The organism is Actinocorallia libanotica (genome assembly GCF_039525175.1).
Taxonomy (GTDB): Bacteria; Actinomycetota; Actinomycetes; order Streptosporangiales; family Streptosporangiaceae; genus Actinocorallia; species Actinocorallia libanotica.
Genome location: NZ_BAAAHH010000002.1, coordinates 190,672 through 214,805 on the forward strand (window position 1 = coordinate 190,672; position 24,134 = coordinate 214,805).

The following is a 24,134-nucleotide window of genomic DNA, read 5'->3' on the forward strand; positions in this document are numbered from 1 at the left end:
GTCTTTCGGGGATCTTCGGGGGTCAGCGGGCCGGCCAGCTCATGCTGATCGTCGTCCCTCCGTCCGAGGAGACGATCTCGAGCTCGTCGGCGAGACCCTTGATGACGGCCATGCTCAGGCCGTCCTCAGGGTCGTCCGGCGCCCGGTCGCTGACCGAGACCGAGAAACGGCCCCCACCATCGGTCAGGCTCAGCGACACGGGCTCGTCCGGACAGTGCTTCTGATGCGCCTCGACGGCGCGCGAGCAGGCCTCGCCCACCGCCAGGCGCACCTCGTCCAGCAGCGGGTCGTCCACACCGCTGCGCAGCGCGACCGCCTTGGTGATCATGCGTGCGGTGCGCACGTGGATCGGCAGCGCGCTGAACGCGACCTCGACTGTAGACACCGGAGGCTACTTCGCGCTCTTGCGGTTCTCCCGCGCCTCCTCGAGCGAGGTGTGGATACCGAACACCTTGGTCAGGCCCGTGATCCGGAAGATCTTGAGGATGCGCTCCTGGGTGCACACCAGTTCCAGCGAACCGTCGTGGGCCCGTACCCGCTTGAGCCCGCCCACCAGGACGCCGAGACCGGTCGAGTCGAGGAACTCCACCTTCTCCATGTCCACGAGAAGGTGGAACTTGCCCTTGTTGACCAGGTCGATGAGCTTCTCCCGGAGCTTCGGCGCCGTGTAGACGTCGATCTCCCCTTCCACGTTGATGACCGTGAGGCCGTCGTCGGTGGTGTAGTCGTTCACCTTCAGGTCCACAGAACCAACCTCCTGCGCATTCCTGCCGCAATGTAATCGGGCGTCGCAGCGCTCGCCCGCCGAAATTCAACCATGCTCCGGAGACGTGTTCACACGAAATCCTCTGTTCACGCGGCGCGGCCGGGGCCGTGGCCGCGGTCAGGGGGCCGGGGCGTTCCCTCTTCCCTTCCCACGGTGCCAGACTGGAAACCTGTGGTGACGCACGAACTTCTCCGTCGGCTGCAGCGCGATCCCCGGCGCCGCGGCCGGGTGACGCATGTCGAAACGGTGCCCGCCAGGGCCGCCGCACCGGCGGGATGGCCCGCCTGGGTGCCGGATCCGGTGCGGGCGGCCCTCGGCTTTCCCGAGTTGTGGGAACACCAGGTCAGAGCGGCTTCGCTGGCCCACGGGGGCGATTCTGTGATCATTGCCACAGGCACCGCGTCGGGCAAGTCGCTGGCCTATCTGCTGCCCGCGCTGAGCGCGGCGGCCGAGGACGAGACGACGCTCTACCTCGCGCCGACGAAGGCGCTCGCCCGCGATCAGGAGCGTTTCGTGACGTCTCTTGAAATTCCCGGGGTACGCGCCTCCTCCTACGACGGAGACAGTTCTCCGGATTCGCGGGACTGGATTCGGCGTTACGCGAACATAGTTCTTACAAACCCCGACATGCTGCACTACGGGGTGCTTCCCGGACACTCTCGCTGGGCCTCTTTTCTCCGGCGTCTCCGGTATGTAGTGATCGATGAAGCACACGGCTACCGCGGCGTTTTCGGCTCGCACGTCGCGCAGATCCTGCGGCGGCTGCGCCGGGTCTGCGCCCGGTACGGCTCCTCTCCCGTCTTCGTCCTCGCCTCGGCGACGGTCTCGGACCCCGCGGCCTCGGCGGCGGTGCTCACCGGGCTGCCGGTCGAGGCGGTCGTCGAAGACGGCTCGCCCCGCGGCGCGATGACCTTCGCCTTCTGGGAGCCGCCGCTGCTGGAGGACGAGATCCGCAGGCCGGCCCCCGCCGAGACCGCCGACCTGCTGGCCGACCTGGTGGCGGAAGGCGCGCAGACCCTCGCCTTCGTGCGCTCCCGGCGCGGCGTCGAGACCGTCTCCCTGGCGGCCCGGCGCGACCTGGCCGAGGCCGCACCCGACCTGGTGGAGCGGGTCGCCGCCTACCGCGGCGGCTACCTCCCGGAGGAGCGCCGCGCCCTGGAGGCCGGCCTGCGCGACCGGTCCCTGCTCGGGCTGGCCACCACCAACGCGCTGGAACTCGGCATCGACATCTCCGGTCTGGACGCGGTGCTGATCTGCGGCTGGCCCGGCACCCGCGCGTCGCTGTGGCAGCAGGCCGGACGCGCCGGCCGCGGCGGCCAGGACGCGCTGGCCGTCCTCATCGCCAGGGACGACCCGCTGGACACCTACCTCGTCCACCACCCGTCGGCGGTCTTCGGCACGCCCGTCGAGGCCACCGTCCTCGACCCCGCCAACCCCTACGTGCTGGAGCCCCACCTGTGCTCGGCCGCCGCCGAGCTCCCCCTCACCGACGAGGATTTCACCTTGTTCGGCGCGACGTCTCCACAGGCTGTGGAAAACCTCACCGCCCGGGGACTGCTCCGCCGCCGCCCCACCGGCTGGTACTGGACGCACCGCCAACGGCCGTCCACCGACCTGCGCGGCTCCGGCCCGTCCGTCGTGCAGGTCGTGGAATCGGCGACCGGACGCCTCCTCGGCACCGTCGACGAGTCCTCGGCGCACGGCACCGTCCACGAAGGCGCCCTCTACGTCCACCAGGGCGAGACCTTCCTGGTGGACCTCCTGGACCTCGACGACGGCGTCGCCCTCGTCACCCCCGCCGTCGCCGACTACACCACGTCCGCCCGCTCCACCACCGACATCCACGTCCTCGACGAGGAGAAGTCGACGTCCTGGGGCGCACACGCCACCCTGCACTTCGGCACCGTCGAGGTCCGCCGCCGCGTCGTCTCCTACCAGATGCGCCGCCACACCACCGGCGAGATCATCGGCGAGAAGCCGCTCGACCTGCCCGAACGCGTCCTGCGCACCAAGAGCGTCTGGTGGACCCTCTCCACCGCGGCCATGGACTCCCTGGCCGCGGCCACCCCCGAATTCGACGCTCCCGGCGCCGCGCACGCCGCCGAACACGCCTCCATCGGCCTGCTCCCGCTCTTCGCCACCTGCGACCGCTGGGACATCGGCGGCGTCTCGACCCCCCTGCATCCCGACACAGGCCGCCTCACCGTCTTCGTCTACGACGGCCACCCAGGCGGCGCCGGCTTCGCCGAACGCGCCTACACCGCCGCCCGCCCCTGGCTCCAGGCGACCCGTCAGGCCATCGCCGCCTGCGAATGCGACCACGGCTGCCCGTCCTGCATCCAGTCCCCCAAATGCGGCAACGGCAACGATCCCCTGGACAAGCAGGACGCCCTGTCCCTGCTGTCCGTCCTGCTCGGCCCCTGACCCTCCGCGGTCCCGGGCGGTTCCGGACGGCTCAGCGGCGGAAGAGGCCGCGACGGCGGCGGGGGTGTTCCAGGACCTCGGTGCGGTCGCCCGGCTCCTCCACGGAGGTCTCGGCGGGGGCGTCGGTCTTGGCGAGCTCGATCAGCGCCGCGAGGGCGGCGTCGGCCCCTTCTCCATCCGGCTTCCCGGTGCCTTCAGGACCCTTGGGCCCTCCGTCCAGGATCGTCGTGTCGGGTGACGGCTCGTCGTCGATCTCGTCGAAGGGCGCGCTCGTTCCGAGGTCCACACTCGTCTCGTCGAGGTCCGCCACGGGCTCGCCGCCCGCCTTGTCCGCGAGGTCCAGGTTCTTCGGCGTGTACTCGAGGTTGAGCTCGTCGGGGAAGTCCTGGTCCGGCTCCACGGTGGAAACGGCCGGTTCGAAGTTCGCCTCCGCCGGCTCGGGGCTCGACGGCTTGTGCTTGCGCTTCTTGAAGCGGCGGGACTTCCTGCCGCTCCCGGCCTCTTCGGACCCGGGAGACTCCTCCAGGGTGCCCTTGGCCGCGAGGAGCGCGGCCTCGATGTGCAACCGGTTGGCCTCGACCCGGGCGTGGGCCGATCCCGGAGCGACCCGCACACCGCCCGGCCCCGTGGCCTTCACGGCGCGCAGGCTCCGCGTCCAGGCGCCCAGATGCGCGGCGCACAGCAGCAGGACGAGCGCTATCGCCACGCTCTTGCCCCACTGCAGGCTCTCATCGGCCAGCGTGTCCGTCAGCCCGGTGTTGTCCATGCTGACCACGGACGGGTCGAGCACCGCGGGATCGGTGGGCGTCGGGTAGACCATGGTGACCTCGGGATTCTCGGTGGAGAACCCCGGAGGGTTGGGCGCGACGGTGGGGAAGACCGGATTCTGCCCCGTGCCCGGCGGCGGCGCGTAGGACGGACCGGGTCCAGGGACGGGCGCGTTGCCGTTGCCGGGAGCCTGGGGCTGCGCCGCCGTCCCCTTGAGCCGCACGGTCCGCGTCGTCGCCCCCGAGGGCGCGGCCCCCGAGCGCTTCGCCACGACCTGGATGGTCGCCTGCCCCCCGGCCGACGCCTTCAGCGTCACACTGCACTGCGCCCCGCACGACCCGGCCGAGACGTTCCTCGTCCCCAGGTCCCCCGAGAGCGTGTACCCCGTCAGGTCGGGCTCACTGCCCTTCTGCCACCGGACGGTCACCTTGTTGCCGCTCGCCGAAGCGGTCACCCCGCTCGGCGCGGAGGCGGGCACCTTCATCTGGAACGTGCTGGAAGCCGCGTCCCACCACAGTCCCGACGTCGCCTCGAGCCTGACCCGGTGCGTCCCGTTGGCGGTGGTCCTCCCGTTGATCGTGTACTGGAGGATCTTGTTCTTCCCGGCGGCCACCGGCACCCCGTCCACGTACAGGGTCCCGCCGCCCGGCGCGGACTTCACCCTGACCGTGACCGACGAGGAGGTGATCACCGCCCCGTTCGCCGGCGAGATCTGCGGCTGCGGCGCCGCCCGACCCGCCTGCGCCACCCCTCCGACGCCCATCACCGCCACCAGCGGAGCCACGGCCACCAGCGCCCTGAACCACACGCGCAAGATTCCCTCCGCACACCCGGTACCCCAGTGCTTGAGGCAGCGTATATGACTCACCGGTAGCAAAAGTCACAAAAGAACGACGAATCACCCGTCCCGGAAACTCTAGTCCTACTGACGACAAATACAACGCCTGTTTCCTCTTGACACCCGCCCTCCTCATCCTCTTCAGCCCGAAGACCTGCCACCACTCCCGACCTCTCGACGCAGGGCTCCCCGGCCTCCCTACGCAGGTGAACTCGGCATCTCCACACAGGGCCTGAGCACCTGACAAACCCTCCGGGACGGGCTCCACCCAGCCCGATGAGAACAGCCCTGCCGTTCCCCATCCGCTGCTCTCCACCCGTTCCGCTCGACCCGGTGAGAACAGTCGCCCGAAGGACTGCTGATCCTCGTCCGCCACTCCCAGCCCGTTCCCGAACAACCCGACAAGGACGACCGTCCCCGTGCAAGAGCGGGCGCCTGGGAACACGGCTCACCGATGCCTTCCGGCCGACCGGCTCCCATAGCCGCAGAAACTCCACGCACCCGAGAAACCCGAACCGAAAGCAATCACAGCCCGAAGCCGCCGCTTCATCGCCTCAACCGAAAAGCCCAGTTCAGCGCCTCGAAAATCCGGTCTCCGAGTTATCCACAGCCCACTAAACGATCTTTGTGGAAGAGCGCATGCTGGTCGTAGCCGCCAGGCACCCGGCCCGGCCCGACGACGGAAGGTCCCCATGCCCCCGCGTCCTCACGACCACCACGCCCCTGCCCCCCGACCCGCCATCCCCCGCAACACCACCGCCGCCGTACAGCCCCGTGGCCCCGCCCTCGCTCCCCGACCTTCCGCCCCCACCATCACTACAAGCGTCCACGCATCGGCCAGTGGGCTTCACGCTTCCCTCAACCTCCAGCCCAACGCGCCCACCGTCACCCTCCGCCCCGACGCCGGGCGCACCACCACCCGTCAAACCCGCAGAACCGCCCTCACCCCTCAGCCCTCCAGCACCACCACGGCCCTTCAATCCCCCAGCACCACCACGGCCTTTCAGTTGCCCAGCATCACCACGCCCCTTCAGTGCACCTGGCGCAGCCCCGCAAAAGCTCTGCGGCTCCGCAACACCGCTTCCTCTTCCCGGCTCCGCGAAACCGCTTCCACCTTCCGGCTCCGCGCAGACCGCGACGCCGGCATGGCCACAGCCGAGTACGCCGTCGCGACCGTGGCCGCCGCCGCTTTCGCCGGCCTGCTCTTCAAGATCGTCACCAGCGACGACGTCCGCACCCTGGTGTTAGGAATCATCAACCGCGCCCTCCAACTGGCCGGATGACCCGCCCATGCGCCACGCCGACCGCGGCACGGCCACCGCCGAAGTGGCCGTGGCCCTCCCCGCCCTGCTAGCCGTCGTGGCGATCGCCCTCTGGGGCATCGCCGCGGCGGCGACCCGCCTCACCTGCGTCGACGCACTCCACATCGCCGCCCGAGCCACCGCCCGAGGCGAACCCCTCCCTCAGATCCGCTCCCGAACCCTGTCCACCACCCCGCCCGGCACCACCCTCACCATCACCCGAACCCAAGACTCCGCCCACCTCACCCTCACCGCCCCCTTCCGCCCCTTGGCCCGCCTCCCCCTCCCCACCCTCACCTTCCGCCTCACCACCGAGACCCCCACCGAACCCACCCAGCCCCCACTCCCTGACCCCTGACCCTGGCCCTGGCCCTCTGGCCCTGGCCTCACGCCTCTCCAATCCCGACCGCTCCTTGAGCCACCCACACACCCCCGCAAACCACCCAGACCAAGCCCTCTCCCGCCCAAACCAGGAGCCCTCCCCGCACAAGCCACCCAGACCAAGGCCGCTCCCGCCTAAACCAGGAGCCCTCCCCATACAGCTCACCCAGACCAAGCCCCCTCCCAGCCCAAACCAGGAGCCCTCCCCATACAGCCACCTCGACATAGCCCCCTCGATGCGGCCAACTCGGCAGCCAACTCGAGGCAGCCACTTCAACGCAGCCGCCTCGACACGACTGCCTCAATGCGACCAACCCGACGCGACCACCCCGCCCGGCCACCTCGATGCAGCCGATCCAATGGCTTCGACCACCTGTCTGAAGCCGTTATCCGTTACCGAGCGGGCATCCCGTGCATACGAACGAAGACCAAAGCAGCCAACCGATGCACAGAAACGAAAGCCCGAAGACAGATGGTTCACACGTACGGATGAAAGCCCGCCACCCCGAACTGAAAATCCACCGCTCTCATCCCGACCGAGTACAAGCCGCCACCCCCCGCGCCGCTCAGCACGTCCTCCAGCTCAGGACCCGACCACCAGATCGGGGAGCAGCCACGATCTGGACAGCTGCCTTCATCTCTCTCATCTGCGTCCTCACCGCCACCGTGATGACGGCATCCGGCATCCGCGCCGCTCGCCACCAAGCCCAGCTAGCAGCCGACATGGCCGCCCTCTCCGCCGCCACCCGCCACGCCCGAGGCCACCCCGCCCCCTGCTCACACGCTCGCCGGACAGCCCGGAAAGCAGGCGCCCACCTGACCACCTGCCTCCTGGCCCCCACCACCACCTCCCCCTCCCCTGACACCCCGACCACCACCGCCGAGGTCACCATCACCTTCCCTTTCCGCACCCTCCGCTGGCTCCCCACACTGACCATCCCCGCCACAGCCCGAGCCGGCCCTGCCCCGCCCTAGACCCCCCACAGCCATAAAGCCCAAATCCCCCCGAACTCAATCCATCAAGCCCCCACCCAAATGCCAAGCACCGCCCCTTCCCCCGCCCACCCAACGCCTCTCCCATACCGAACCAGCTGATACGCAACGGACATCCACACCGGCCTGCCGATCCGCCCCGCCCGCGACCAGACGGGACCAACTAATACGTAGTGGGCATCCCCTTCGTTAACTCACAACGTTGGCATCAGTATCGGCGCGCCATCGGCGTCGACGTTAGGACCGGGTTGGAGAAGCCGAGGGCAGCGCCGAGGCCAGGGTCGGATCGGGTTGGGTTGGGTTGGGTTGGGTTGGGTCAGCAAACCATCGGGATCGATGTCGGGATCCGGATTGGCGAAGCCGCAGCCAGATCGAGAATCAGGGCCGAATCCAAGGTCGGATCAGGCTGGCAAACCGTCAGCGACGACGTCAGGGCCGGGTTGGTGAAGCCGCGGCCAGATCGGGATCAGGATCGGGGCCGGGGCCGGGCCGACGTTGGGGTCAGGACTGGGGCAGGCGTCGGGTCGGCAAACCATCAGCGTCGATGTCGGAATCCGGGCTGGCGGAGCCGCGGCCAGATCGGGACCGGGGCCGGGGCCGGGGCCGGGGCCGGGGCCGGGGCCGGGGCCGGGGCCGGGGCCGGGGACCAGGGGCCGGGGGCCGGGCCGACGTTGAGATCAGGACTGAGGGTCGGATCCGCAAAACATCAGCGTCGGCATTGGTATTGGCATTGCCGAGAGCCAGCTCACCGACGACGAGAGCGGCTCACCTGGGAGGCGCCTTCCCTCACCCCGCAGTTCTTCGTCTCTGTCCCGCTCGTCACCTCTTCGCCAGAGGCTTCTCACCTCGGTCATCAACCCGAAGAACGCCAACTTCTACGTCTCCGTCCTCTCCAGCTCATGGATCCCGCCCAAGGCAACATCGCCGCCCAGAGCTTCCTGTTCAGCACCGTCCAGATCTGCGTAGCCCTCACCTTCAACGGCCTCTTCGTTCTCACCGCAGCTCCATCACTACCTTTCTCGCCGTCCACCTCACCTGCCTTCACTTCCAACGCCGCCTGACCGGCGCCTTCTTCGCTTTTGCGTGTCCACCGGCCGCGCCCGTCCCTGCCCCCGCCTGGCTCTACGGCTCTACAGCTCTGCGGTTCTGCGGCTCTACGGCTCTGCGGCTCTGCGGCTCTGCGGTCAGGGGAGGGTGATGCTCTGGGCTATGCCGGCGATGGAAGGGACGATGCCGAGGAAGAAGAAAGCAGGGAGGAAGCAGAGGCCCAAGGGGGCGACGGCCTGGATAGCGGCTGAGCGGGCGCGGGCTTCGGCGGCGGCTCGGGCGGTGCGGCGCTGGTCGCGGGCCAGGCGGTTGAGGATGGGGGCCAGGGAAGCTCCGCTTCGCGTCGCTCTGGTGGCTGCGCGGGCCAATGAGGCTGTTTCCGGAGACTCAAGGAGTTTCCGCCAGGCGTCCGCCGAGTCGGCGCCCAAGCGGATCTGGGCGGAGACCTTCTCCAGGTCTTCTCCCAGAGGGCCGCCCAACGCGCCTGCCACTGCTTCGACGGATTCGGCCCAGGGGATCCCGGCCGCCAGACAGGCTGCGAGGAGTTCGACCGCCATCGGCAGGTCCGCCAGCACTCGGGCTCGGCGTCTTTTGTCCTCAGTTGATCCGCCTCTTCCCGACCACCACCAGCATCCCCAAACGGCGAGGCATCCCGTGATCGCACCTGCCAGGCCTCCTACCAGCAGACCGACCAGGATTCCCGTGACTCCTGCCAGTACCGCCCTCTTCCTCTTCGCCGTATCCGCATTCTGGTCCCCTGCTCGTCCCGATCCAGCCCGACCTCCACCCGTCCCGGTCGCAGGCAGCCTCTTCAAAGGAGAAGGCGACAAAGCCAAAAACCCCGCCACTACAGCAAAAAGGAACCCCGCCACCATTTCCACCGACCATCACCCATCCCTAATCGAAGAGAATTACCAAACCCGGAGCCCTCACCAATCCTCTCATTTCTAATAAAAAAACCTTCCCTTCCCTTCCCTTCCCTTCCCTTCCCTTCCCTTCCGGCCTTTTATTTGCTTCTTTTATCCACTCCCTTCATCTCTTTCTTCGCCGATAGATCCGCCCGTTCAGCAGGAATTTCGTGAATCCAGGGTCGGGGTCAAGGGTTTTCGGCTTTGGCGGCTATGCGGGTGGTCCAGAGGATGCCTGCGGCGTCCAGGAGGAGGGCCAAGAGGAAGCAGGCCAGGCCTGGGAGCGTGGTGAAGAGGAAACGCAGCGGGTCGGCGCCCAGGGACCAGGACATGGCGAGGCCCAGGCAGGGGAGGACGGCCAGGAGGCGGGCGGTGGCATGGGTGCCGGCCAGTTGGGCTTTGATCTGCTCGTGGTGGTCGTGGGCGTCGCGGAGTCCTTGGGCCAGGCCGTCTATGACGGGGACGAAGGCGGCACCGCGTTCGACGCCGATGTTCCAGCAGGCGGCCAGGAGACGCAGGCCCTGAGCACCAGGGCGGTGTGAGAGCTCGTACAGGGATTCCGGGAGATCGTGGGAGGCCAGGGTTGCTCTCAAGGGTGTCGCCACCGCCGGAGAGAGCGACGCCACCGCGTCGGCCAGCGCGTCTTCGGGGGTACGGCCTGCGGTGAGTTCGGCTGAGAGCGCGTCGCAGAGTTCGATCACGCCGAGACGCCAGGCTTTCTCCTCCTGACGCGCCCGCAGAAGGTTCGCCAAGGATGACGTCCGCAGCACGGTTCTCAGCCAGTGGTCGTGAGACCGCGCCCTGCTTCCCACGACCGTAAGCCTGCGCACGGCGTGGGGAGGCCCGGTCCAGAGCCAGACCGCCATGGCCGCCAGAAGCATGCTCAGCAGCACCATTCCGTTCCTCCCCGAAAATCCACATGCCAGAAATCCAGAAACCCAAATTCCCCTTTACCAGTAGAAACAGCTCACCCGTTCCGCGGCTCGAAACCGGCTCTTCTCTGAGGAAGTGTGGAAGCAGGAGATGAGGCGGGAGCAGAAGAAGCGGGGACAGGAGAAGAGGCGGGGCAGGGGAAGAGACGGGGCGGGGAAAGAGGCAAGAACAGGCGTGCGTGGCCTTGGTGAAGGCGGGGACGCGGCCGGTCCCTTTCGGATGAGGGTGAGGGGGTCATAGGGTTCGGCCCAGGCGCTCGAAGAGGGCGGTCGCCGCGGGAGTGGGGGTGAGGCCGGTGGGGGTGAGATGGACGGCCGGGTGGGCCTCGACCAGACCGGACGGGTTTCGGGTGAGGACGGAGATCTCGCTGACGCGGCGGTGGGGGCCCTGGCGTTCCAGATGGACGATGACGTCCAAGGCGGCGGCGAGCTGGCTGTGGAGGGCTTCACGGGTCAGGCCGGCGGAGCAGCCCAGGGCTTCCAGGCGGGCGGGGACGTCCGCGGGGGTGTTGGCGTGGAGTGTGCCGCAGCCTCCTTCGTGGCCGGTGTTCAAAGCCCCCAGCAGATCCACTACTTCGGAGCCTCTGACCTCGCCCACCACGAGGCGGTCGGGGCGCATGCGGAGGGCTTGGCGGACGAGGTCGTGCAGGGTCACTCCGCCGGCGCCTTCGATGTTCGGCGGGCGGGCCTCCAGTCGGACCACGTGGGGGTGGTCGGGGCGGAGCTCGGCCGAGTCCTCCACCAGCAGCAGGCGTTCCGTGGGGGAGACCAGTCCCAGAAGACAGCTCAGAAGGGTGGTCTTCCCGGTTCCCGTTCCACCGGTGACGAGGAAGGCCATCCGCGCATCGACCAGTGCGGCCAGCAGGTCGGCGCCCCGCGCGCAGAGGCTGCCTTCCTGCACCAGTTCGCCGAGGGTGAAGGCACGGCCGCGTGGTGAGCGCAGCGAGAGGCATGTTCCGTCGGGTGCCACAGGGGCGAGGACGGCGTGGAGGCGAATTCCGCCGGGCAGGCGGGCGTCCACGTAGGGAGCGGCGTCGTCCAGTCGGCGTCCCGCCGCGGCGGCAAGCCGTTGGGCGAGCCTGCGCACGGCACGTTCGTCGGGGAAGCGGACGTCCGTCCGCATCAGCCGTCCTCTCGCCTCGACCCACACCTCACCGGGGCCGTTGACCAGTACGTCCGTCACCGCCGGATCGTTCAGCAGGGGCTCCAGCGGCCCTACGCCCACCAGGTCGGCTCGCACCTGCCGGGCGAGGCTGAGCACCTCGGTGTCGCCGAGCACCTTCTCCTCGGCCCGCAAAGCCGCCGCCACGGCCCCCGGTGTCGCCGCGCTCCCCGTGTCGGCCAACCGCCCCCGCACCGCGTCCGCCAGGCTCATCGCCCACCCCCGAGAACTCCACGCTTCCCAGCACCCGGCACCTGCGACCCACCGCTTCTCCCCGCGGCCTTCTCCCCCTGCGACCCGCCGTTCTTCACCGCAGCCCTTCCTTCCTGCGGTCCACCGCGCTGCGCCACAGCTCCTTCCACCTGCGGCCCACGGTCTCTTCCCGCAACCCTTCCTTCCTGCGACCCGCCGTTCTTCACCGCAGCCCTTCCTTCCTGCGGTCCACCGCGCTGTGCCACAGCTCCTTCCACCTGCGGCCCACGGTCTCTCCCCACAGCCCTTACCTCCCGCGACCCACCGAGTTGCTCCACAACCTCTTCCGTCTGCGGACCACCGCTCTTCACCGCGGCTTCCTCCACCTGCGGACCACCGATTTGCCCCGCGGCCCTCTCCCCCTGCGGCCCACCGCTCTTCACCGCGGCTCCTTCCGTCTGTGGCTCACGGTCGTTCGTCCGTCGCAGGTCCTTCTTGAGGGATCGGGTGATGCCGGGCTGCCAGAGGCGGTTGATCGCCGCGAGCAGTGGGGCGAGGGAGCGATTTCTGCCAGGAGCGCGGGTGCGGCGATGGGTTCTGGTGCGTTTCTGCCGGTGGGGGGTGCGGTCGAGGAACAGGTCGAAGAACCAGGCGGCGTGATGCGTCGCGGGGAGGAGCACGGGCAGATGGGCTGGTTTTCGAGTTGTACGGGCTCTTCGCGTACGGAAAAGAGCGAAGAGGCCGGTGACGGGAGAAAGGCGGACGAGCTTGGTGAGAAGAAGGCGGAAGGACATGGTCGGCTCCTTGCGGTGAAGTGGACGGTGCGAAGTGGGTGGAAAAGGCAGGGCTGCGGTTCAGGGAGGGCCCGGGAGGAGGGTGGTGAGGAGGCGGGTGCACAGGCGGGCCAGGGGACCGCGGGTGGGGAGGGCCGCTTGTTCCAGCGCCGGTGGGATGTGGCGGTCGAAGTCGTAGTGGCCGTACAGGGGTAGGGAGAGGGATTCCGCTATGGCGGTGGAGGGCATGCGGGCGGGGGCGGGGCCGCGGGTGATGAGGAGCGGCGGGACGGGGGTGGCGGCGAGGGAGCGTGCGGACAGGACGCTGCGGACTTCGGCCGGGACCAGCAGCAGGGTCTCGTCGGCGGGCGGGAGTGCGCCTCGTGGACAGTCCGCGACGGTGAGCGTGTAGGCGTGGCGGGCCGCCGTCAGTACCGAGGCGAGGGCTTCGGCGGGCACCCGGGACGGGCGGTCGTGCGCGTGGGACAGTACGGCCACCCCGCGGGTCGAGGGCAGCGATCGGTGCAGCGTGTCCGGGGACAGGCGGCCGCGCAGCCGTGCGAGGTCGGGCCAGCGGGTGCCTTGGGCGCGTTCGAGGCCGAGGACCACGTCCAGCCCGGCGGACAGGGGGTCGAGGTCCAGAAGCAGGACGCGCAGCCCCCGGCGGGCCGCGATCAGGGCGAGGGTGGTGGCCAGGACGGAGGCGCCCGCCCCGCCGCGCGCCCCGGTGACGGCGATGACGCGGCCGGAGGCCGGCGGGCTGCAGGCGCGGAGCAGCCTGTCGGTGAGCCACGGTTCGTCCTCGGGCAGCACGGCCACGCGTTCGGCGCCGAGGTCGAGCGCCCGCCGGTACACCGCGACGGAGGCCTCCCGGGACAGCACGACCAGCCCGTCCCTGCGCGGCGGCGAGCCGGCCAGCGCGTCCGCGCCGAGCAGCACCACGGCCGCCCGGTGCCAACGGGAACGGGCCTCGGCGGCATGGCCCGCGACCTCCACCTCCACCGAGGCCGCGGCCGCGAGCCGCCGCACGTCATCGACGAGTTCCGGATCACCGGAGAGCACCAGGGCGTTCACGGCTCCACGGTCGCCCACCCTGCCCAAGATCGCTTAACACCCTGTGGATAAGTCGAGGAGTGAGCGGTTCAGGCTTCTGACCTGGTGTTTTTTGGTCAGGAAGCGATGGTTTGGACGTCTTGGCCCGTGGCTGGCCCGTGGCTGATGCCTGCACCGATCAGGGCTTTGTGCTGGGCGTAGGCCGTGTCAATGATCTTGTTTGCCTGCTCTTCCTGGCCGGTGAGCCAGTGAGCGTAGGTGGTGTAGAGCATGGCCACGGAGTGGCCGAGCCGCCGGGCGACTTCAGTGGGGGCGACGCCGATTCCCAGGAGGAAGGAGGCGTTGCCGTGTCGCAGGTCGTAGGGGCGTTGGGCGAGCTGAACGGCCCGATCAGCGGGGGTGAGGGTGTGGTTGCGGGCGCGTCGCCAGGTCTCTCGGTAGCGGTTACCTGTGACGTGCGGGAATCCGTCGTGGCGGATGTCCCAGAAGAGCCGCCCATCAGGTGCGGTCCCGTAGGCCGTCAGGTGGTCGCGGAGGATGGTGACGAGGTCCGGGGGGATGGGACGGTTCGCACGTCTCCCGTGGCCCTGTGCTTCAGCTCGCGGGAGCCGAACCGCTGGCCGTCATCGGTCCAGCCCGGGTGGATCTCAGGAGCGGAGCCAGCCAGGGCGAGATGCCCCCACCCTTGAGAGGGCAGGTGGCAGTCGACACGCTTGAGATCACGCGCTTCGCTAGCCCGTAACACGATCAACAAATGGGCACACGGCACCGCCGACAACTACGCCCTCAGCACCTTGGCCGAACTCGTCCCTCTCGGAGTCCCGACCGCGGTTCTGCCCTTTGTCAACACAGCCTTGGCCGCGAACCCCGTCTTCGCCCAGAGCATCGCCTATCTACGCAGCACAGGCGTCCGAGTGCTCTACGGTCCAGACCAAGTCGAATCCCACCCACCAGGCACCGGCAGCGACCGGTTGGCCACGTTCCCTTGGCACCTCGCCCTCGACACTGTTGCCGTGTGATTGCGGCAGGACCCACGTGTGTGAGGCTTTCCCCTACAGGATCAAGGCACCGCCGCTCGCGCGGCGGTCCCGGACTCAACGCCACACTCGCGCGCCCCGGCGCAAGCGCCGGGGCGCGCGGTGCGACTGGTCCGGGCCACCGCTTTGCGGCGGATGCTTTTCCCTCTAGGGATCAGCCCGGACTGCTCTACCCGACCAAGCACCCTGACCTACCCGCCCACCCACCCGGGGCCAGCACACCCTCTCTCCTCATGCACCATGCCCTTTGCGATCCACCAGCCGCACCGAACAAGCTGCCATGGTCTGTGCATCTATGTTCGGATGGTGGCACGCGGTGCCGGACAGCGAGCGGCAAGCGTGGCGGATTCGCTGAGCAGCCAGCTTCGATCCTGACAAGCCGTCGCCGACATCCTCCGCCCAAGGGATGTCCCGTAAATGATCTTTGGGTCTGCGCGAGGTACCTGACGGCCGAGAGAGGAACGACGTGGGGCTGACTCTGTTCCCGGGAGACGGAGACACCAGCAGTCCCGACGTCGCCTGGTCCTACAACGGCTTCGCCGCGTTCCGGCAAGAGCTGGCACGAGCTGAAGGGTTCGCTCTCTCCGAGATGCGGGGCTTCGGCGGAGATCGCCCCTGGAGCGATGTCTCCACCGTGCTCGAACCGCTACTCGATCGCCCGGATGACGGCAGCGGCGAGCTCTCGCCCAGCGAGTGCGCCGCGATCCTGCCTCGACTGGAGGCGATCGTCGATCAGTGGCGAACCGAGGTCGACCTCCCTCGGGCGCACATCGATGCGGCCCAGCAGCTGACGGTCGTCCTTCGGCTCTGCGTCTCGAAGGACGTCGAACTTCTCTTCCTCTGATATCCACGAAGCCGGGGCCGTTCCTCACGCCCCCTCAGCTACGGACAGTCCTTAGCGCAGACCGTTCAAGACACACGGTGACGGGCGACCGGATCCCGACTTGGGCGGGGACCCCGCGCAAGGCCGCCCCCTCGGGCTTGCGGGCAGCGGGGCACCGCCACGCTTCGCGCCCTACGGGTGAGCTTCGCTCATGGCGGAGACCTGCCCGTTCGCCGGATGCTAGCGGCCTTGCTCCCCCCGCCCAAGTCCGGATCCGTCCACCCTCCCCGATCCATCCCGTCCACCCGCCCCGGTAGGGCCAACGCACACGAGATCACGCACAACAGCCCCTCGACCAGGCACAATGCTCCGGTCCATGGCCCGCATATGACCCACGACCGGCGAGCACCAGTGAGACAAGATCAGCAAATAGGACCGCACCCCGCCACAAATCCCCAGGTCACAGCCCCGACCAACAAGCAGGAAGGCGACCCCGGATCACTCCGGAGCCGCCTACAAGACGATTGTTCTCCTGTGGACAACTCCGTGCCTCATGAAGACGACCCCCGCCGGGGGGAAGCGGGGGTCGTCACGACCGCCCAGCTCCAGGGGGGAGCCGGACCGGCGTCCGGGAAAGCAAGCGGGGACATTTTAGACAGGCGTTCAGTACTCGGACCCGCCTCCATCCGATCGTCATGGATCGGTGACGGCGGTGACACCTTCGACGATCATGCGAGTCGCCGCAGTGATCTTGTAGATCCTTGGCGCCCCGCCCGCCCCCGCAACGGATTGGAAACCGACAAATCGACCACGCCACCTGCCGTCGGCGGCCGAGAAAAGCCCGATGACCTCTGCGAACCCCGTACGCCAGGACTTGTCAGCGAAGCGAAGAAGGCGTACACAGGAAGTACGGACGAAGGTCCGGAAACGTCACTTCGGCACCCACGCGCGAACAGCCTCGGGAGGCGCGTCGAGACGGGCTTGACCCGCTCCGACGACTCATCTGCACGCTTGATAACCGGAGATGGCGTTGTGAGAGGCGGCGTTTCCCTCAGCGGGGGAACGCCGCCCGTCGTCGTACCGAGGGCCTCAGCCCCGCTGCATCGCCTCGCACAGCGCCTGCGAGTCCCGTGCGCCGGTGATGACGGCCTCCGCGCAGTGCCGGATCCAGCCCGCGACGCCCTCGGCCGTCCCCGTCAGATAGCCCTCGAACGCCTGCCGGTACTCCTCGGCGCGCTCGAAATGGCCCACCTCCGGGGAGACCAGCGTCTTCGGGTCCAGGCCGCGATCGATCAGCGTCAGCCTCTCCGCAGCGCGGGCCACCAGCCCGTCCGCGGTGCCGAACGGCTTCAGCGCCAGGATTTCACCGTGCACGATGGCCGCCGCCACGAGTGCGGGCGCCTTCGAGGGCGACGTCAGCAGCGAGCTCAGCCCGTCCAGCCGTGCCGCGACCTCTTCGGGAGAGGGCGTACCGGAGTCCCGCGGCCGTCCCAGGGCCTCGGAGGCGACGATGTCGCGCGCCCCGAGGACGTGCAGCCGTGCGAGCACCTGGCGGGGAGCGGTGTGCCAGGTCGCCACCAGCGGCCCCATCTCGCTGGAGATCCGCAGCGCCCCCTGGACGAGGGGGTGGTTCGCGTGACCCGCGCGCACCTCTTCGAGATGCGCCTCGGCCCCCTCGAGGGCCGCGGAGGCGCGTGCTCCGCGCAGCAGGGACTCGGTGGACACCTCAGGGCTCTTCCGCCGCAGCATGCGGTGCCCTCGGAGCCTGTCCACGGCCTTGCGGGCCGCGTCGCAGGCCTCCTCCACGCCGGGCAGCAACGAGACTTGAAGAAGAGCGTCATCCACGGGCATGAGAGTACACAGGACGTGAGCGTGGCCTGCGTCACCTACCATTTGTAAGGAAACTTAAGAGTAGATCCCCCTTGATACATACGCCCGAGCGCGGGTTAAGTGAGATATCCCCACGAGGGCGCGAGTTGAGAGCAAGTGACAAGGAGCTGATTTCGTGAGCCAGGACGCGTTGTCGAACCTGCTGCAGGAGAACCGCAGATTCGCTCCCCCTGCCGAACTCGCCGCCGCCGCCAACATCACCGAGGACGCCTACACCCGCGCCTCGGAGGACCGCCTCGCCTTCTGGGCCGAGCAGGCCGAGCGCCTGACCTGGGCCAAGCCGTGGACGGAGGTCCTCGACTGGACCAATCCCCCCTTCGCCAAGTGGTTCGTGGGCGGCGAAATCAACGTCGCCTACAACTGCGTCGACCGCCACGTCGAGGCCGGGCGCGGTGACAAAGTGGCCCTCCACTGGGAGGGCGAGCCCGGGGACACCCGCGCCATCACGTACGCCGACCTCAAGAGGGAGGTCTGCAAGGCGGCCAACGCGCTGGGCGAGCTCGGTGTCGTCAAGGGCGACCGGGTCGCCATCTACATGCCGATGATCCCCGAGACGGCCATCGCGATGCTGGCGTGCGCCCGTATCGGCGCCACCCACTCGGTCGTCTTCGGCGGCTTCTCCGTGGACGCCCTGCGCACCCGCATCGAGGACGCCGACGCCAAGCTCGTCATCACCGCGGACGGCGGCTACCGCCGGGGCGCGCCCAGCGCGTTGAAGCCCACCGTCGACCAGGCCGTCACCAAGAGCGTGGAGAACGTCCTCGTCGTCCGCCGCACCGGCCAGGAGGTCGCCTGGACGGACCGCGACGTGTGGTGGCACGACCTGGTGGACCGCCAGTCGGAGGAGCACGTGCCCGAGGCGCACGACGCGGAGCACCCGCTGTTCATCCTCTACACGTCCGGCACCACCGGGAAGCCGAAGGGCATCCTGCACACCACCGGCGGCTACCTCACGCAGACGGCCTTCACCCACCACGCGGTCTTCGACCTCAAGCCGGAGACGGACGTCTACTGGTGCACCGCGGACGTCGGATGGGTGACGGGCCACTCCTACATCGTGTACGGGCCGCTCGCCAACGGCGCCACGTCCGTCATGTACGAGGGCACGCCCGACACCCCGCACCGCGGCCGGTGGTGGGAGATCGTCCAGAAGTACGGCGTCACGATCCTCTACACCGCGCCTACGGCGATCCGCACGTTCATGAAGTGGGGCGACGACATCCCCGCGCAGTTCGACCTCTCCAGCCTGCGCGTCCTGGGATCCGTCGGAGAGCCGATCAATCCCGAGGCCTACGTCTGGTACCGCGAGCGCATCGGCGGCGGCCGTACGCCCGTCGTCGACACCTGGTGGCAGACGGAGACCGGTGCGATCATGATCAGCCCGCTGCCCGGCATCACCCACGGCAAGCCCGGCGCGGCGATGCGGCCCCTGCCCGGCATCTCCGCGGACGTCGTCAACGACGAGGCCGAGAGCGTCCCGAACGGCTCCGGCGGCTTCCTCGTCCTCCGTGAGCCGTGGCCGTCCATGCTCCGCACCGTCTGGGGCGACGACGAGCGCTTCGTGCAGACGTACTGGTCGCGCTGGCCGGGCCTGTACTTCGCCGGGGACGGCGCCAAGAAGGACGACGACGGCGACCTGTGGCTCCTCGGCCGCGTCGACGACGTCATGCTCGTCTCCGGGCACAACATCTCCACCACGGAGGTCGAGTCGGCACTCGTCAGCCACCCGAAGGTCGCCGAGGCCGCCGTCGTGGGCGCGTCCGACCCGGTCACGGGGCAGGCGATCGCCGCGTTCGTCATCCCGCGCGGAGACGCCGGCGACGTCGACGTCGAGGAGCTGCGCGGCCACGTCGCCCAGCACCTCGGGCCAATCGCCAAGCCGCGCCAGATCCTCCTCGTCCCCGAGCTCCCCAAGACCCGCTCGGGCAAGATCGTCCGGCGGATCCTGCAGGACATCGCGGAGGGGCGGCCGACCGGTGACGCCACCACCCTCGCCGATCCGGCGGTGATGGACCACATCAAGCAGGCCCTCGGCCTCTGAGCGCGGTCTTTCCGCATCTTTTCCGGAGCCGCCGTGACGCGTCACGGCGGCTCCGCCGCTCCGCACGGATAGGATCCGCCGGGCCGGCTCTCCCTGGATGCGCCGTCCGCAGGGTGTCTCGGTAAGTTCTTGGGATGGCCCGCCCGCGTGTGTCACCGTTTCGCTGCTCGTCGGCGATTTGGGCTACCCGAAAACCGAACATTCCGAAAGAGTGGCCATGAAGGCTGTCATGGCGTTCCGTTTTTCCGGGTACGGCATACGCGCCCTGGGCACCGGTACCGAGAGGGAGTTCTCATGACTCGACCGAACGTCGAGGACCAGAGCCTCGGCGAGCTCGTCGCGGCCGCGACCGGCAACGTCCAGAAACTGGTCCGCGCCGAACTGGAGCTCGCCAAGATCGAGCTGAAGGCCGACGCGAAGAAGGCGGCGATCGGCGGCGGTCTGTTCGCGATCGCCGGGCTGATCGCCGGCGTGATCGTCATCCTGATGTCGATCGCGTTCGCCTACGCGCTGGTCGGCCTCGGCATGTGGCACTGGGCCGCGTTCGCCACGGTCTCCGGCCTCTACCTGCTGCTGGCGGCCGTGCTGATCCTCGTCGGCTGGCTGCGGATCCGCAAGATCGACGGCGCCAAGCGCACCCGGCAGACGCTTCAGGACGGCGTGAAGATGCTCAAGCGAGCCCGTGACAACTGAGCTCCCCGGTCCCTGGACGCACCGCGACATCAGCGCCAGAGGCACCCGCTTCCACGCCGCCGAGCTGGGAGAGGGGCCGCTGGTCCTGCTGCTCCACGGCTTCCCCGAGTCGTGGTGGAGCTGGCACCGCCAGCTGGTCGTCCTCGCCGAGGCGGGCTACCGCGCGGTGGCCGTCGACCTGCGCGGTTACGGAGGCAGTGACAAGCCTCCGCGCGGCTACGACCTCGTCACCCTGGCGGGTGACGCGGCCGGGTTGATCCGTGCGCTCGGCGAGGCCAACGCGGTCGTCGTCGGCCATGACTGGGGCGGCCTGGTCGCCTGGTCGACCGCCGTGTACCACCCGAAGGTCGTGCAGAGGCTCGTCGCCGTCTCCGCTCCGCACCCGCTGCGGCTGCGGCAGTCCCCGTGGACGAACTGGATGGCGCACACGGCCCTCTACCAGCTCCCGATGTGGCCCGAACGCGACCTCGTCAAGGACGACGCGGAGCGGGCCGCACGGCTGCTCAGGCACTGGTCCGGGCCGGGCTGGCCGGACGCGGAGACCGAACGCAACGTGCGGGACGCCATCCAGATCCCCGGCGCCGCCCACTGCGCGCTCGAGTACCACCGGTGGCTGATCCGCTCCACGCCCCGCCCCGACGGCATCCGCTACGCGCACCGCATGGCGGCTCCCGTGCTCGCTCCCACGCTGCACATCCACGGCTTGAACGACCCCGCGATCCCTCCGTACGCGGCCCAGGGGTCGGGCCGGTACGTCGAGGCGCCGTACTCCTGGAAGCTGATCGACGCCGGGCACTTCCCGCACCAGGAGCGCCCGACCGAGTTCAACGATGTTCTTCTGCCGTGGCTGAGTGACTGACAATGCCCGAGCGCGACCGCGACCCGTCCGGACGTCCGCGTAACGCACGCCCGAGGGACGCGTACGGCCGTCCTCTCCCCCACGGTTCCGAAGGCGTACCGACGATGCCGGACGAGTTGGAGCTCGGTCCGGAGGAGTCCATCTCCGCAGCGCAGAACCTCTTGGACGCCGACCGCCCTTTCCACGCCCACGAAGTGCTGGAGGCGTACTGGAAGGCGTGCCCGGAAGAGGAACGCCCACTGTGGCGGGGGCTCGCGCAACTCGCCGTAGGCATCACTCACGTGCGCCGGGGCAACGAGAAGGGTTCCCAGGCCCTCTTCAGCCGTGCGTGCGCGGTGCTGGAGGCGTACCGGGGACCCCGCCATGGCTTGGACGTACCGGCGATCATCGAAGGTGTACGGGAGCGCCGGGAGTTCCGCCTGCGCTGACCGTCAGCCGGCGCACTTCTGCGTGTAGGCGGGTTCGGTGGCGTTCTGGCCCGCCTGGGCGTCCGGGGCGACCTCGTCCGCGGTCAGCGCGTAGCCGGTGTCGGAGTCGTGCTCGCGCGCCGCGAAGATCACGCCGAACACCCGGCCGTCCTCGGCGAGCAGCGGGCCGCCGGAGTTGCCCTGCTCCACCTTGCCGCGCAGCGCGTAGATCTCGCGGGTGACCTGGGAGCCACCGTAGATGTCGGGCCCGTTGGCCCGCTGGCGGGCGCTGACCTTGGCGGCCCGGACGGTGTAGGGGCGGTTCTTGGGGAAGCCCGCCACGACCGCGGCGTCGCCGCGCTTGGCCTCGCGGTCGAACTGCAGTGCCTGCGCCCGCAGCCCCGGCACGTAGATGACCGCGATGTCGCGTTTGGCGTTGTAGAGCACGACCCTGCCGCGGAGCTCGCGGGACGCCACCTGGATCGACAGCGAACCGCGCGTGCCCGCCACCACGTGGGCGTTGGTCATGATCCGCTCGGGTGCGAAGACGAAGCCCGTGCCCTCGATGCGCTTGCCGCACTCCGGGGCGGTGCCGATGATCTTGGCGATGCTGTAGCGGGCGCCGCGCAGGGCGGGCGAGGTCTCCACGGACTTGTCGGGCGGACCCACGTCGACCAGCGGCTCGCCGCCCAGGCCGTTGAAGACCTTGGGGAACTCGGTGCCGTCCACGAACTTGTCGAACGACTCCGCCCACTGGTCGGCGGCGTACGGCATGAGGTTATCCACAGCGTCGAGCACGGCGGAGTTGTGAACCTGCTTGGCTACCACTCGGATGGGCGACTGATCGAGGAGGACGATCCCGATGAACCAGGCGACCAGCAGCAGCGACATCACGCTGACCACCGCGCCTCCCGCGGCGTCCACGACGCGGGCGTTGCTGCCGGTGACGCGGTTGCGCAGCACGGCCCCGGCGGAGGAGGCGAGCAGCTGCCCGAAAGTGGCGGCGAGGAAGGCGATGACGATCGCCAGCAGCGCCTGCTGGGCCGCCCCCTCCACCACCCACTTGACGAGCGGCGGGGCGATGACGACCCCCAGGATCCCGCCGCCGACGAAGCCCACGAAGCTCAGCAGGCCCACGATGAAGCCCTGCCGGTACCCCGAGACCGCGAAGAGCACGATCAACACGAGCAAGATCAGATCGAGTACGTGGTCGCCCAACACCGCTTCAAAGTACAGGGAGATCGGGGGTTTTCCAGTCCCCTGGAGGAAGGAGATGACCTCCCGGCGCGTCACCGTACAGGGTGATTCATCCTCTCGCCGCCAGGTTCAGGACGTCCGGCGGCAGATCCTCGACCCGACCGGAGTCCCAGGGCACCGCCCAGCCGCCGGCCTCCAGGAGGTTGTTCAGCAGGCCCGCGGTGAACCCCCAGACGAGCATGTCGCGCACCCGGAAGGCGGGGCCGACGAAGCCGCCCGGAGCGCGCAGCGCCACCCGGTTCGCCGGGTCGACCAGCTCCCCGATCGGGACGCGCGCCACCGCGGCCACCTCGCCGGGGTGGCCCGGGGAGACGTCCGACGGGTCGTGCCACCAGCCCGCGACGGGCGTCACCCGGAAGTTGCTCCGCGACAGGTACAGCTCCGGCAGGGCGTCCAGGACGGTCACCCCGTCGGGGTCGACGCCGGTCTCCTCCTCGGCCTCCCGCAGGGCGGCCGCGATCGGGCCGTCGTCCTCGGGGTCGATCGCGCCGCCGGGGAAGGCCGGCTGGCCCGCGTGCTTCCTCAGGGTCGCGGCGCGCTCGATCAGCAGGATGTCCGGGCCTTCCGGGCCCTCCCCGAAGAGCACCAGCACCGCCGCGGGGCGGGCGTGCGGCGCGGGACGCAGGAAGGCGGGCACCTCCAGCCTCGGTGCCCGCTCGCGGAAGAGGTCGAGCCATGAGGGGATCACGTTCGGGGCAACATCCCCCAGCCCGGAATTATTCACGCAAAGGACCTGTCTCTGAGCAGCTTGGCGGCGATCTTGGGATCGGTGGGTCCTTCACCATACGCCGGGCAGTCCGGCGCCACCGGGCAGACGCCGCAGGCGGGCCGCCTGGCGTGGCAGCGCCGCCGCCCGTGCCAGATCAGCCGGTGCGACAGCATGGTCCAGTCGCGCTTCTCGAACAGCTTCGCGATCTCCTGCTCGACCTTCTCCGGATCCTCCTCGGTCGTCCAGCCGAAGCGGCGCACCACCCGCCCGAAATGGGTGTCCACCGTCAGGCCCGGCACCCCGAAGGCGTTGCCGAGCACCACGTTCGCGGTCTTGCGGCCGACCCCTGGCAGCGTCACGAGGTCCTCCAGCCTGCCCGGCACCTCGCCTCCGAAGCGGTCGCGCAGCCCCGCGGACAGCCCGATGACCGACTTGGTCTTCGCCCGGAAGAAGCCGGTCGGCTTGATGATCGCCTCGACGTCCTCCGGGTCGGCCGCCGCCAGGTCCTCGGGCGTCGGATACCGGGCGAACAGCGCCGGGGTCGTCAGGTTGACCCGCGAGTCCGTCGTCTGCGCCGACAGAACGGTGGCCACCAGCAGCTGGAAGGAGTTCGTGAAGTTCAGCTCGCAGTGCGCGTCCGGATAGGTCTCCGCCAGCACCCGGTCCATCCGCCGCGCCCGCCGCACCAGTCCCAGCCTGGTCTCGGGCTTCCGCCGCCGGGCCCGCCCGGAAATCTCCGCCTTCGCAGCCATCCCCTCAGCCTAAAGGCTCATCCTCCGCGTCCTCCGCCTCTCCCGGCGGCGATCGTCCCGCCCGGCACCGGCGCCTTCACCGGGATGGCATCGGCGCGCCCCGAGACGACGTCCGCGCATCTCTCCCT

At 69.3% G+C, this 24,134-nt stretch carries 22 protein-coding genes; 10 read left to right on the top strand and 12 right to left on the bottom strand.

The window, feature by feature from the left end:
* Window positions 1-22: 22 nt before the first annotated feature.
* Together ABD140_RS03945 and ABD140_RS03950 are read right to left on the bottom strand one after the other, a co-directional pair.
* Window positions 23-385 carry an ATP-binding protein gene (locus tag ABD140_RS03945; protein WP_344236779.1) on the bottom strand — a complete coding sequence of 121 codons (363 nt, stop codon included), beginning with the start codon at window positions 383-385 and terminating at the stop codon, window positions 23-25.
* A gap of 6 nt (window positions 386-391) precedes the next feature.
* Complete coding sequence (locus ABD140_RS03950; protein WP_106396935.1) at window positions 392-745, bottom strand: STAS domain-containing protein; 354 nt, start codon at window positions 743-745, stop codon at window positions 392-394.
* A 267-nt stretch (window positions 746-1,012) separates the two neighbouring features.
* Here ABD140_RS03950 and ABD140_RS03955 point away from each other — a divergent pair, with 267 nt between their 5' ends.
* Window positions 1,013-3,190: a DEAD/DEAH box helicase gene (locus ABD140_RS03955; protein ID WP_425544082.1), complete on the top strand. Its 2,178-nt coding sequence runs from the start codon at window positions 1,013-1,015 to the stop codon at window positions 3,188-3,190.
* Window positions 3,191-3,221: 31 nt separating this feature from the next.
* Here the strand turns inward: ABD140_RS03955 and ABD140_RS03960 are convergent, their stop codons facing one another.
* Window positions 3,222-4,772 carry a hypothetical protein gene (locus ABD140_RS03960; protein ID WP_344236782.1) on the bottom strand — a complete coding sequence of 517 codons (1,551 nt, stop codon included), beginning with the start codon at window positions 4,770-4,772 and terminating at the stop codon, window positions 3,222-3,224.
* 716 nt (window positions 4,773-5,488) lie between these two features.
* Here ABD140_RS03960 and ABD140_RS40045 point away from each other — a divergent pair.
* The 4 genes from ABD140_RS40045 (at window position 5,489) to ABD140_RS03975 (ending at window position 8,532) form a co-directional block, all read left to right on the top strand.
* Window positions 5,489-6,079, top strand: coding sequence for a DUF4244 domain-containing protein (locus tag ABD140_RS40045; protein ID WP_425544074.1), 591 nt, complete (start codon window positions 5,489-5,491; stop codon window positions 6,077-6,079).
* Between the two features lie 7 nt (window positions 6,080-6,086).
* Window positions 6,087-6,455 carry a TadE family type IV pilus minor pilin gene (locus ABD140_RS03970; protein WP_344236784.1) on the top strand — a complete coding sequence of 123 codons (369 nt, stop codon included), beginning with the start codon at window positions 6,087-6,089 and terminating at the stop codon, window positions 6,453-6,455.
* Between the two features lie 512 nt (window positions 6,456-6,967).
* Window positions 6,968-7,453, top strand: a complete 486-nt coding sequence (locus ABD140_RS40050; RefSeq protein ID WP_425544075.1) for an Rv3654c family TadE-like protein — start codon at window positions 6,968-6,970, stop codon at window positions 7,451-7,453.
* Between the two features lie 917 nt (window positions 7,454-8,370).
* The gene (locus ABD140_RS03975) at window positions 8,371-8,532 is read left to right on the top strand and encodes a hypothetical protein (protein ID WP_344236785.1); all 162 of its coding nucleotides are present in this window, start codon (window positions 8,371-8,373) and stop codon (window positions 8,530-8,532) included.
* A gap of 123 nt (window positions 8,533-8,655) precedes the next feature.
* Here ABD140_RS03975 and ABD140_RS03980 read toward each other — a convergent pair whose 3' ends face one another.
* The 5 genes from ABD140_RS03980 to ABD140_RS04000 all read right to left on the bottom strand — a co-directional run bounded on the left by ABD140_RS03980 (window position 8,656) and on the right by ABD140_RS04000 (window position 13,810).
* Window positions 8,656-9,075, bottom strand: coding sequence for a type II secretion system F family protein (locus ABD140_RS03980; RefSeq protein WP_344236787.1), 420 nt, complete (start codon window positions 9,073-9,075; stop codon window positions 8,656-8,658).
* Window positions 9,076-9,614: 539 nt separating this feature from the next.
* Window positions 9,615-10,127 (bottom strand): type II secretion system F family protein, encoded by a 513-nt coding sequence (locus ABD140_RS03985; protein ID WP_344236789.1) that lies wholly within the window; start codon window positions 10,125-10,127, stop codon window positions 9,615-9,617.
* A gap of 466 nt (window positions 10,128-10,593) precedes the next feature.
* Window positions 10,594-11,733 carry a TadA family conjugal transfer-associated ATPase gene (locus ABD140_RS03990; RefSeq protein ID WP_344236791.1) on the bottom strand — a complete coding sequence of 380 codons (1,140 nt, stop codon included), beginning with the start codon at window positions 11,731-11,733 and terminating at the stop codon, window positions 10,594-10,596.
* Window positions 11,734-12,566: 833 nt separating this feature from the next.
* On the bottom strand, window positions 12,567-13,577 hold the full coding sequence (ssd, locus tag ABD140_RS03995) for a septum site-determining protein Ssd (RefSeq protein ID WP_344236793.1): 1,011 nt from the start codon (window positions 13,575-13,577) through the stop codon (window positions 12,567-12,569).
* A 77-nt stretch (window positions 13,578-13,654) separates the two neighbouring features.
* Window positions 13,655-13,810 carry a hypothetical protein gene (locus ABD140_RS04000; protein ID WP_344236795.1) on the bottom strand — a complete coding sequence of 52 codons (156 nt, stop codon included), beginning with the start codon at window positions 13,808-13,810 and terminating at the stop codon, window positions 13,655-13,657.
* Window positions 13,811-15,041: 1,231 nt separating this feature from the next.
* Between ABD140_RS04000 and ABD140_RS04005 the strand changes: the two genes are divergently transcribed.
* Window positions 15,042-15,419, top strand: a complete 378-nt coding sequence (locus tag ABD140_RS04005; protein ID WP_344236797.1) for a hypothetical protein — start codon at window positions 15,042-15,044, stop codon at window positions 15,417-15,419.
* A gap of 1,068 nt (window positions 15,420-16,487) precedes the next feature.
* On the opposite strand, the gene ABD140_RS04010 is transcribed toward ABD140_RS04005, so the two are convergent.
* On the bottom strand, window positions 16,488-17,249 hold the full coding sequence (locus ABD140_RS04010) for a Fic family protein (RefSeq protein ID WP_344236799.1): 762 nt from the start codon (window positions 17,247-17,249) through the stop codon (window positions 16,488-16,490).
* A gap of 154 nt (window positions 17,250-17,403) precedes the next feature.
* Here ABD140_RS04010 and acs point away from each other — a divergent pair, with 154 nt between their 5' ends.
* From acs to ABD140_RS04030, 4 genes are all read left to right on the top strand, one after another.
* Entirely contained in the window at window positions 17,404-19,329 is a 1,926-nt protein-coding gene (gene acs / locus ABD140_RS04015; protein WP_344236801.1) for an acetate--CoA ligase, read from the top strand.
* Window positions 19,330-19,623: 294 nt separating this feature from the next.
* Window positions 19,624-20,022 carry a phage holin family protein gene (locus ABD140_RS04020; protein WP_344236803.1) on the top strand — a complete coding sequence of 133 codons (399 nt, stop codon included), beginning with the start codon at window positions 19,624-19,626 and terminating at the stop codon, window positions 20,020-20,022.
* Window positions 20,012-20,881 carry an alpha/beta fold hydrolase gene (locus tag ABD140_RS04025; RefSeq protein WP_344236805.1) on the top strand — a complete coding sequence of 290 codons (870 nt, stop codon included), beginning with the start codon at window positions 20,012-20,014 and terminating at the stop codon, window positions 20,879-20,881. The genes ABD140_RS04020 and ABD140_RS04025 overlap by 11 nt, the downstream gene beginning before the upstream one ends.
* Before the next feature lie 104 nt (window positions 20,882-20,985).
* Window positions 20,986-21,309, top strand: coding sequence for a DUF309 domain-containing protein (locus ABD140_RS04030; RefSeq protein ID WP_344236807.1), 324 nt, complete (start codon window positions 20,986-20,988; stop codon window positions 21,307-21,309).
* A 3-nt stretch (window positions 21,310-21,312) separates the two neighbouring features.
* Here the strand turns inward: ABD140_RS04030 and ABD140_RS04035 are convergent, their stop codons facing one another.
* The 3 genes from ABD140_RS04035 to nth form a co-directional block, all read right to left on the bottom strand.
* Window positions 21,313-22,509, bottom strand: coding sequence for a MarP family serine protease (locus ABD140_RS04035; protein WP_425544076.1), 1,197 nt, complete (start codon window positions 22,507-22,509; stop codon window positions 21,313-21,315).
* Between the two features lie 85 nt (window positions 22,510-22,594).
* Window positions 22,595-23,233 carry an NUDIX hydrolase gene (locus tag ABD140_RS04040; protein WP_425544077.1) on the bottom strand — a complete coding sequence of 213 codons (639 nt, stop codon included), beginning with the start codon at window positions 23,231-23,233 and terminating at the stop codon, window positions 22,595-22,597.
* A 32-nt stretch (window positions 23,234-23,265) separates the two neighbouring features.
* The gene (gene nth / locus ABD140_RS04045) at window positions 23,266-24,006 is read right to left on the bottom strand and encodes an endonuclease III (protein WP_344236809.1); all 741 of its coding nucleotides are present in this window, start codon (window positions 24,004-24,006) and stop codon (window positions 23,266-23,268) included.
* Window positions 24,007-24,134: the final 128 nt, after the last annotated feature.

Excerpts from the sequence above, each read along its gene's own strand:
- ABD140_RS03990 (WP_344236791.1), bottom strand. The coding sequence starts at position 11,733 with ATGAGCCTGGCGGACGCGGTGCGGGGGCGGTTGGCCGACACGGGGAGC.
- nth (WP_344236809.1), bottom strand. The coding sequence starts at position 24,006 with ATGGCTGCGAAGGCGGAGATTTCCGGGCGGGCCCGGCGGCGGAAGCCC.
- ABD140_RS03975 (WP_344236785.1), top strand. The coding sequence starts at position 8,371 with ATGGATCCCGCCCAAGGCAACATCGCCGCCCAGAGCTTCCTGTTCAGC.
- ABD140_RS03970 (WP_344236784.1), top strand. The coding sequence starts at position 6,087 with ATGCGCCACGCCGACCGCGGCACGGCCACCGCCGAAGTGGCCGTGGCC.
- ABD140_RS03980 (WP_344236787.1), bottom strand. The coding sequence starts at position 9,075 with ATGGCGGTCGAACTCCTCGCAGCCTGTCTGGCGGCCGGGATCCCCTGG.
- ABD140_RS04030 (WP_344236807.1), top strand. The coding sequence starts at position 20,986 with ATGCCGGACGAGTTGGAGCTCGGTCCGGAGGAGTCCATCTCCGCAGCG.
- ABD140_RS04010 (WP_344236799.1), bottom strand. The coding sequence starts at position 17,249 with ATGCCCGTGGATGACGCTCTTCTTCAAGTCTCGTTGCTGCCCGGCGTG.
- ABD140_RS04020 (WP_344236803.1), top strand. The coding sequence starts at position 19,624 with ATGACTCGACCGAACGTCGAGGACCAGAGCCTCGGCGAGCTCGTCGCG.
- ABD140_RS40045 (WP_425544074.1), top strand. The coding sequence starts at position 5,489 with ATGCCCCCGCGTCCTCACGACCACCACGCCCCTGCCCCCCGACCCGCC.
- ABD140_RS40050 (WP_425544075.1), top strand. The coding sequence starts at position 6,968 with ATGAAAGCCCGCCACCCCGAACTGAAAATCCACCGCTCTCATCCCGAC.
- ABD140_RS04000 (WP_344236795.1), bottom strand. The coding sequence starts at position 13,810 with ATGCTCTACACCACCTACGCTCACTGGCTCACCGGCCAGGAAGAGCAG.